Source organism: Streptomyces sp. NPDC045287, assembly GCF_056432325.1.
Map to the genome: position 1 here is coordinate 1 of NZ_JBWKJG010000047.1, position 3,164 is coordinate 3,164.

The 3,164-nt window shown below is 66.8% G+C and carries 3 protein-coding genes; 1 reads left to right on the forward strand and 2 read right to left on the reverse strand.

The genetic code is table 11. From position 1 onward, the window contains the following. Positions 1-145 precede the first annotated feature (145 nt). The gene (locus AC07D6_RS33470; RefSeq protein ID WP_479050726.1) at positions 146-415 is read left to right on the forward strand and encodes a hypothetical protein; all 270 of its coding nucleotides are present in this window, start codon (positions 146-148) and stop codon (positions 413-415) included. A 21-nt stretch (positions 416-436) separates the two neighbouring features. Here AC07D6_RS33470 and AC07D6_RS33475 read toward each other — a convergent pair. Together AC07D6_RS33475 and AC07D6_RS33480 are read right to left on the reverse strand one after the other, a co-directional pair. Continuing rightward, a protein-coding gene (locus tag AC07D6_RS33475; RefSeq protein ID WP_479050728.1) for an IS5 family transposase occupies positions 437-1,230 on the reverse strand; the annotation gives its coding sequence in 2 pieces (ribosomal slippage) (positions 437-891 and positions 891-1,230; 795 coding nt in all). Positions 1,231-1,473: 243 nt separating this feature from the next. Then, positions 1,474-2,388: a hypothetical protein gene (locus AC07D6_RS33480; protein ID WP_479050724.1), complete on the reverse strand. Its 915-nt coding sequence runs from the start codon at positions 2,386-2,388 to the stop codon at positions 1,474-1,476. Positions 2,389-3,164: the final 776 nt, after the last annotated feature.

The following is a 3,164-nucleotide window of genomic DNA, read 5'->3' on the forward strand; positions in this document are numbered from 1 at the left end:
ATGCGCCAGCACCGCCCGATTGACCATGATCACCACACCCGGATCATGCCACCTGCCAGACCCGACACCTCACCCGCTATCACGCACCAACTCGTTAGACGTCGTTGCATTTGGCGGCTATCGATAGACTGCGGTCGAGGTGAACATGGAGGACGAGACAGAGACCGTCTGCCGGGTCTGCGGATACGACGACGAAGTGTTTTGGGAGGGTGGCTGGCCGACGGCGGCCATCTGCCCGTGCTGCGGCAACGAGTCTGATGTCGGCGATGCCAGCGTCATGGGCCTGCGCAACTACCGCGGTTACTGGATCGGACACGGCGCCCCGTGGCACGACTCGGCGGAAGAGCGCAAGCAGAAGGCCCAGGGCTGGGACTTGCTGAAGCAGATGGCGAACGTCCCGCCGCAGTGGCGCTGACGCAAGCAGTCGGCGGCTGCCTCACGCCACGAGACGGCGGTAGCGGGTGAGGGCCGCGGCGATGCCGGCGAAGGCGAGGAAATGCTCGGCCTTGCGCTCGTAGCGGCGGTGCAGACGGCGGAAGCCACCCAGCCAGCTCACGGTGCGCTCGACGGTCCAGCGGTGCCGTCCCAGGCGGGTTGAGGACTCGATACCCCGGCGAGCGATGCGGGGCGTGATGTTCCGGCTCCGGAGCCATTTCCGCAGGTGGTCGTAGTCGTAGCCCTTGTCGGCATGGAGCTTGGCGGGCCTGCGACGCCTGGGTCCGCGGCGGGAGCGGATCGGTGGTATACCGCGCACCAGAGGCTCAAGTCCCAGGCTGTCGTGAGTGTTCGCGGCGGAGATGCCGATCGATAGGGGCAGACCGGTCTGCTCGGTGAGCAAGTGGATCTTTGATCCCTTCTTGCCGCGATCTACGGGATTCGGGCCTGTCAGTACCCCCCTTTCATCGCCCGCATGTTCACCGAGTCGACCGCGCACCGAGACCAGTCAAGGTCGCCGCTCGCCCCGAGTTCATCGAGGACCAGCCGGTGGAGCTTGGCCCACACCCGGGCCTCGCTCCACTTGACAAACCGTCGGTACACCGTCGACCAGGACGGCCCGAACGACTCCGGCGTCTGCCGCCAGGTGCACCCGGAGGTAGCCACGAACAGGATCGCGGCCAGCACCTCCCGGTCTCCGTACCGACGTCGGCCACCGCCCTGCGGACGCACCGGCGCCTCCGGCACCGCCCGCTGAAACAACTCCCACAGCCCGTCCGGGACGAGACGCTCCACAACCGTCACGCCCGAACACTACCCACCACGCCAAATGCAACGACGTCTGAAGGCGCCCTTCGTCGTTGTACCGGCCCAGCCGCAGCGTCCGGGGTGCGGCCAGGGGACCCGTGACCGCACCGACCACCGCCTCCGTCGTCTCGCGCGTCTTGTAGCCAGTCCCGCACCGAAGAAGGGTGGTAGGGCTCGTCCAGCCGCAGACCGGCCTTCGGCGTGACACGGCAGTTCGTGAGGCACTTCCTTCTAACGACGCCAGGTGATGACTTTCTCGCGCACCAGCAGCGGCTTGTCGTCCGGTCCTTTGATGTGCTCGTTGATCCATATGGGGCGGTGGGCTTGTAGGCGTGGGTGCCATTGACGTCGCCAATGTCCCCGGACGACCCAGCGGTGAGACCACTCGACCACTTGGGTCTCGTCGTTGTTCCCACCCTTTGCTGTCTTGCGTCGCAGGGTGACGATGGCCACGGGAGCAGCGGGTATCTGTCCTGCCCGTTGCAGTCTCCTCCGCTGAGGGCGGTCCGCTTCCAGCTCGCCGACGGCTGCCAGTGGTTGCTGCATCAGTGTCCACATGGTGCGTGCGTATCGGCACAGGACAGCAGACTCAGGGCGCATGGCTCCGATTTCTACCGACTGAGCCATCTGGAGAGGGCGACCTGCCGGCATGAACATTCCGTTTCCCACAGGCGCGACAGGTGACCCGAAGAACTGGCGTTCCTCCTCACTACCGACAGGTCCCATCCATTGGATAAGGATTCCGTCATCGTGCTGTTCCTCGGCCCACTTGGTAGCTGGAAGGACTCGGTGGACAGGACGCCACCGCAAACCGTTAAACGGGTGGTTATCCACGCACTCCTGATCCGCGCACCGAATCGTGAAGGGCTCAGCGAGCACGAGGAAACCATGACTCGAGGGCGGCTCCTTAAGAAGAACGTCTTCGTCAGGTAGTGATTCCTGTGCCGCTTCCGCGATGCGGACCATGTCTGGTGCCACCCAGTAGTTCTGCGCGATACGCAGACTGTCCAGCTCGTCTTGCGGCGAGTTGCTGAACCCCTGCTTCGCGTAAGCCTCGGCTTCCATCTCCGCCAGCTCCGCAGCCGGCTTGCTGGCGAACCAACCTGCGAAGGCCAGCTTGATGTCCAAAGTCTCTTCGGGACGCATCGCCCTCCCTCCACACCACAGTGCAGACACGTACACAGGAGACATTGTTCAAGACCGGGTGTCGCACGCGCAGTCGTTCGCGCGATCACGGCCGACGGCCCGTGAGGCCCGGTTGCGATCTTTCGGTTTTGTGACAGTGGGGTGGGAGGCAGCGTGGCTTGGGGGGTGTTGGTGTTGGTGCTGGTCGTGGGTTGTTCCGGGGCTGAGAGGTCACTGTTCTGGAGGTGAGAGATCTGCAGAGCATCGCTGTGGTGGAGCGTTATCGCGTGAGGGGTGATGCTGTCTCAGTTTCGTGAGTTCTGACCGTCCCGCCCGGCCGCCGTGCCGCTGCGGCGTCGTCCGGCTGGGGAAGGTGCCGGGCTGGCGAGGGTGGGCGCCGGCGCTCGCGACTGTGCCGGTTCGTTCGGCGTTCCACCGTTGACGGCCGCCCGCCCGTCCGTCGTGTCCGGCGTCCTGGTGTGCCGCCCGCGGTACCGTCGTCCTGCCGCTTCGTGGTCCTGCTGCGGGCCGCGCCGCTGCTGTCCTGTCCCTGCCGGGCCGCCGCACCGACACCCTGCCGTCGCCCTGGGTCTCGGCCGTGCCGCTGCCGCCGTGCCGTCGCGGTCCTATGCCGTCCGCGGTGCCGCTGGTGCCCGTCCCGCGTTGCTGTGCTGTCCGCCTCCGCCGTGCCGTCCCCGTTGTTGCCCGCTGCTGTCGTGTCCCCGCCGGGCCGCCGCTGGTGCCCGCCCCGCGGCGCGGCCGCCCGGCGGCGCCGGCGCGCCGCCGCCATCCCGCCG

Coding starts and splice junctions, on each gene's coding strand:
- AC07D6_RS33470 (WP_479050726.1), top strand. CDS start 146: ATGGAGGACGAGACAGAGACCGTCTGCCGGGTCTGCGGATACGACGAC.
- AC07D6_RS33480 (WP_479050724.1), bottom strand. CDS start 2,388: ATGCGTCCCGAAGAGACTTTGGACATCAAGCTGGCCTTCGCAGGTTGG.